Consider the following 5,113-nt stretch of genomic DNA (forward strand, 5'->3'; position numbering starts at 1 on the left):
GGTGGGTGGAATTAAATATAAAATGAACGTAGGTTGGGTTGAAGCATGAAACCCAACGCCCGCATGGGTTACGCTACCGCTAACCCATCCTACAAATAATTGTGCCTACCTACTTACCTATTCCCTAGAAGCTGTTTTGACTAGAATTGAGGGGAAAATTGACAATCTCCAAAAAGATGTTAACCAAAAATTTGAAAGTCTCCAAAAAGATGTTGACCAAAAATTTGACACTTTCCAAAAAGATGTTAACCAAAAATTTGACAAAATCGACGAACGGTTAAATAAGCTGGAGGTAGGACAGGCAAAGTTAACCGAAAAGGTTGAGGGAATCGATAATCGCCTAAAATCAGTGGAAGGAACCCAAAAAAATCAGGTCTGGACATTAATTATTCTTTTGGCAAGTGCGATCGCTACAGCCGGTTGAAAAGTATTTTTTTCAGGTAATCCCTAGAATTAATCTGTGGCTATTATTCACAGTTTCAAGTTTTGTCATCCCGGAAAAACGATGTTCTCAGACAACCTCGAACCGGTTTAGTCTTAAAATAGTCCCCGATAGCGGACTGAGAAAATATATCTAATGGAAGTTGATACTATGTCTAACGAAACCGTTACCTATTCCCTAGAAGCTGTTTTGACTAGGATTGAGGGGAAAATTGACAATCTCCAAAAAGATGTTAATCAAAAATTTGACAAAATCGACGAACGGTTAAATAAGCTAGAGGTAGGACAGGCAAAGTTAACCGAAAAGGTTGAGGGAATCGATAATCGCCTGAAATCAGTGGAAGGAACCCAAAAAAATCAGGTCTGGACATTAATTATTCTTTTGGCAAGTGCGATCGCTACAGCCGGTTGGAAAGTATTTTTTTCAGGTAATCCCTAGAATTAATAGTAGCAACCTCACCACCCCCTTATCCTGATCGGCATGGTGGGTTCAATCATCAAGTTTAACCCTCTGCTAACCAGCGCACGGCATCCTTAGCGTGGTAGGTTAAGATAATATCGGCACCCGCCCGTTTAAAGCTAGTTAGAGTCTCTAAAGTCACTCGTTTTTCGTCAATCCAGCCATTTAACGCCGCCGCTTTAATCATTGAATATTCCCCCGACACATTGTAGGCAGCCACGGGTAAATTAGTCATTTCCTTGATTCTCCAGATAATATCCATGTAAGATAGAGCAGGTTTCACCATTAACATATCTGCCCCCTCTAATACGTCTAATTCCACCTCTTTTAAGGCTTCCCTGGCATTACCCGGATCCATTTGGTAGGTTCTGCGATCGCCGAATTGGGGGGTAGAATCAGCCGCATCCCGAAACGGACCATAATAGGCAGAGGCATATTTAGCCGTATAGGAAAGAATCGGTGTATCACTATAACCGGCCTCATCCAATCCTTGACGAATTGCCTGCACAAAACCATCCATCATTCCCGACGGTGCAATGATATCCACTCCCGCTTTTACCTGGGAAACGGCGGTTTTTTGCAATAATCCCAGAGTAGGATCGTTTAACACCCTGCCGGTTAAATCTCCCGTTTGTAGATAACCACAATGACCGTGGTTGGTATATTCACACAAACAAGTATCGGCGACAATGAGTAAATCGGGAACTGCCTCTTTAATCGCTGTGGCCGCTTTTTGGACAATACCATGATCGTGCCATGCTCCCGTCGCCTCTGTGTCTTTACTTTCCGGCAGCCCGAATAAAATAATCGCTGGAATTCCTAAATCCCGCACTTCCTTGGCTTCATCAACAATTTTATCGATTGATAATTGGTACACCCCCGGCATCGATTTGACTTCCCGGGCAATACCTTCCCCCGTCGTAGCGAAAAGGGGATAGATAAAGTCATTGGCTGTCAAGACGGTTTCACTCACCAGACGGCGCATTTGAGGGGTTTGACGCAGACGACGGGGGCGATGAATAGGAAACATAGTTTTTTGTGATTAAATCGGGAATCTGGTCTTTAGTTTAAATCTTTGCTGAGGATGAACACAAATCGATTCAGCCGGCTGCGGGCTGCCGGCAACTATCCGCAATATTTAGTTATTTTGAGCTTAATCAACCTATTTAGTTCATTTTTGACCTGATGAGGCTTTATCGTCGTTTTGAGCGCAAAAAACCAGCAATTTGACTAAAATTTAATCTTTATACCGATCACTTTTGCTGTTGCCACCACCGCATCTCTTTACAAAACTTTACCTCATCAGAGGATTAGGGAAATGGGGAGATAGGGAAATGGGGAAATTTCAACTAATACCCCAACACCCCAACCCCCAAACCCCAACACCCAAAAACCATCTCCATTTGGGAGAAGGATCGTTTATTCTAGGAAGTAAGAGCGATCGATTCAGGATTTTTGCTATGGCCAACTTAGGTGATTTAGTCAAAAAAGCAGTTTATTTGGGCGTAGGCATTGCTACTTATGCCGCCGAAAAAGCTGAAGTAAATTTACAAGAATTAAGAAATCAAGCCCAAAAATTAGCCGATGAGATGATTTCTCGCGGCGAAATGACGACGGAAGAAGCGAGGAAATACGTTGATGAGTTGGTGAAACAGGCACAACAGCAAACGGTGGCAGGTAATGAATCTAATATTCCCCATGAACCCCGACGGATAGAAATTATTGAAGATGAGGAGGACACCAAAGCAGCCGAGCCAAAAGTAGATGAATTGCGGCAAAAGGTGGAACGTCTTCAGGAAGAATTACGGAAACTACAACAGGATTAAAACCTAGATTTTAGCGACAAATAATTAATTATTACCAGACAAGGGACGCAAGTATAAACATGGACGATTGGCAGAAAGATTTTTGGGAAGTGATCGAAACTGTGGCGCTGGGAATTGAAAATTTTTTCCAAGAAGTTACCCAAACTATCGAAGAAATCAATGAAGAAATTATCATCGATCTGGAACAGTTTATTCAAGAGGTTTTACCCCAGGAATTAGAGGAATTTTTTAACCTCGATGAATACCCCTTTTCGGAATTAGATGAACCCTCGGATTTTACCCTCACTCCTAAAGTTAACCCCGATCCTAACACCCATCCTGCTTGTATCGGTTGCCGTAATTATCACGGTTATATCTACGGAGGCAATCTTCTCGTCTGCGGTTTCCATCCCTACGGTTGGGATAGTGATAGTTGTCCCGATTGGCAAGCAGAGGATTAATTATTTTCCTATAAAATCAGGTAGGGTTATTATCCCTACCCATAACCTTTATCTCAAAGCAGTTATCCGTCATTTTTAGTTAAGAATTACCCTTGGGAGCATGGTAGGGTTCAGAATCAAAAGGCTGCATCCCCACATCGGGATATTCATCATTGTTGGGACTAAAAATGCGAGCGAAAGCCTCTGTTAGGTACTGGACAAAATCGTGTAATGTATCCTTGATATTCATTGCTTTTCTCTCCGACTCTCGACAACAATCTCTGTTCAACTTGGGAAAGGTTGATTCACCCCTCCATCCCCATTATCTGGCCAGAATCTCATCAATTGTTGACTTTTGAGATAATTCTTGAATAATCTTCATAAGACTTTATACTTTTTCTTGTTTATCTAAACTTTTATAAGTAGGGAGGCACAATCACAATTATTTGTAGGATGGGTTAGCGGTAGCGTAACATAATCGGGCGTTGGGTTTCATGCTTCAACCTCAAGTTTAGACTAATTTGAGCAATAGTCAGTACATAAGAACTGCTTGAGCAGAAAAAACGGGAAATCAAGTAAGATTACTAAATTTCCCGAAAATGACTTTGAAAAACTTGCAGGAATTTCGAGAAGCGGCCTATAAACTCTTAGGAACAGGCAAAGACGCGGTAATGGACTTGATGGACGCAGTGTTAGTAACCCGAAGTGTCCATTCCTTTGCGGAACTGTCTATGTCGCCGGTGTTTCGGAGAAAATGGCCGTCATTGTACGAAGCGATCGAAGATTGCTCTCCTCAGCGTCGTGGATTGATGAAATTGTACATCAAGGAGCTGCCAAAAAACGAACGTAAGTAGTCATGCAAAATTAATTACCTGCCCGATCGAGCTAAAACCCTTACGGGGCAATGATCGTCATGTGTAAATAATTTTGCCTAGGTACTTATAATCTTAGCAGGCGACCATACAGCATATCCAACCCACATTCCGCACCCTCAACTGTCACATAAGCTGTCCCCCTCCAGAGACTTGAGTAAAAATACTTAGCTGGTGAAGGTTTTCTCGGTGGCCGCTAGGGCGGTCTTGAGACCCCTAATTATGAAAAAATAGGAATTGTTGGAAAACTGAGGCGAGTGGACTGTTCGACCATGAATCAATCAACAGAAATTGAAGTCAAAAATCTAGACCATCTGGGATTAGTAGCTGGAATTATCGATGAAATAGGAATCGTTGAAATTATCAACGAACAAGTCTCAATTGAGCGAGGAGAAATTGTCACAGCGGGGCAAGTCGTGAAAGCAATTATCCTGAATGGATTGGGATTTGTCTCCCGAGCTTTGTATTTATTTCCTCAATTTTTTGAAGATAAAGCAACCGAACATCTGCTGGGAGAGGGCATCGAACCCAAACAATTAAATGATGATAAAATTGGTCGAGTAATGGACAAACTTTATCAACTTAATGTTTCGGTCATTTTCCTACTGATTAGTTTAGCCGCCGTGAAAAAATTTGGTGTAGCGACCGAGAATTCTCATTAGAACTCTTGCAAATTAATTATATGTTATAATGATGGGTTAACTAATTTTCCCCAAAAAATTAGTTAACCAGTACATTAGTACTGAATAAAAACTTGAAGTTTAACTGGCTCTTCGGTTTGTGTTATGCAATGGACGGGGGTTACAAGGGATGTAACCCTTATAGAGAAAGGCATTTAGCGATTTTTGTCAATTGTTTTTGATCTAGAGCGAACTAATCAATTAAGTCTCTTGCCAGATAAGGATTTAGTCGATTTATGCCCCCCTATCGAACCATACCAAGTAACGAAGAACCGTTTAACTTTTAACTCAAAACTCTTTAGATATGCTTTAATTTGGTTATCAAAACCTCTTTATTTAAGCGGCACAAACTATCTCAATTATAAAAATTGAGAATAAATTCTCCTTGACTTGATTAATCTTTAGGCAACTTTTA

General features: G+C 41.2%; 8 protein-coding genes and 1 pseudogene. 7 read left to right on the forward strand and 2 right to left on the reverse strand.

Annotation, left to right across the window (positions count from 1 at the left end; all coding sequences use genetic code 11):
- Positions 1 to 136 precede the first annotated feature (136 nt).
- A complete protein-coding gene (locus IM509_RS09565) occupies positions 137 to 424 on the forward strand; it encodes a DUF4164 family protein (RefSeq protein ID WP_185237255.1) in 288 nt (95 codons plus the stop codon).
- A gap of 168 nt (positions 425 to 592) precedes the next feature.
- A complete protein-coding gene (locus IM509_RS09570) occupies positions 593 to 880 on the forward strand; it encodes a DUF4164 family protein (protein ID WP_052278447.1) in 288 nt (95 codons plus the stop codon).
- A gap of 64 nt (positions 881 to 944) precedes the next feature.
- Here IM509_RS09570 and hemB read toward each other — a convergent pair whose 3' ends face one another.
- On the reverse strand, positions 945 to 1,931 hold the full coding sequence (hemB, locus tag IM509_RS09575) for a porphobilinogen synthase (protein WP_158198563.1): 987 nt from the start codon (positions 1,929 to 1,931) through the stop codon (positions 945 to 947).
- Between the two features lie 430 nt (positions 1,932 to 2,361).
- Here hemB and IM509_RS09580 point away from each other — a divergent pair, with 430 nt between their 5' ends.
- Positions 2,362 to 2,727 (forward strand): phasin family protein, encoded by a 366-nt coding sequence (locus tag IM509_RS09580; RefSeq protein ID WP_002789637.1) that lies wholly within the window; start codon positions 2,362 to 2,364, stop codon positions 2,725 to 2,727.
- Positions 2,728 to 2,786: 59 nt separating this feature from the next.
- Complete coding sequence (locus IM509_RS09585) at positions 2,787 to 3,167, forward strand: hypothetical protein (RefSeq protein ID WP_002759386.1); 381 nt, start codon at positions 2,787 to 2,789, stop codon at positions 3,165 to 3,167.
- 79 nt (positions 3,168 to 3,246) lie between these two features.
- Here IM509_RS09585 and IM509_RS09590 read toward each other — a convergent pair whose 3' ends face one another.
- A complete protein-coding gene (locus IM509_RS09590; RefSeq protein ID WP_002789639.1) occupies positions 3,247 to 3,396 on the reverse strand; it encodes a hypothetical protein in 150 nt (49 codons plus the stop codon).
- 349 nt (positions 3,397 to 3,745) lie between these two features.
- Between IM509_RS09590 and IM509_RS09595 the strand changes: the two genes are divergently transcribed.
- From IM509_RS09595 to IM509_RS09605, 3 genes and pseudogenes are all read left to right on the forward strand, one after another.
- On the forward strand, positions 3,746 to 4,000 hold the full coding sequence (locus IM509_RS09595; protein ID WP_052276605.1) for a hypothetical protein: 255 nt from the start codon (positions 3,746 to 3,748) through the stop codon (positions 3,998 to 4,000).
- 290 nt (positions 4,001 to 4,290) lie between these two features.
- Positions 4,291 to 4,677, forward strand: a pseudogene (locus IM509_RS09600) (DUF4277 domain-containing protein); the annotation flags it as partial.
- Between the two features lie 186 nt (positions 4,678 to 4,863).
- Entirely contained in the window at positions 4,864 to 5,070 is a 207-nt protein-coding gene (locus tag IM509_RS09605) for a hypothetical protein (protein ID WP_052276607.1), read from the forward strand.
- The last annotated feature ends 43 nt before the right edge of the window (positions 5,071 to 5,113 follow it).

Source organism: Microcystis sp. M31BS1, assembly GCF_020245285.1.
Lineage (GTDB): Bacteria > Cyanobacteriota > Cyanobacteriia > Cyanobacteriales > Microcystaceae > Microcystis > Microcystis panniformis.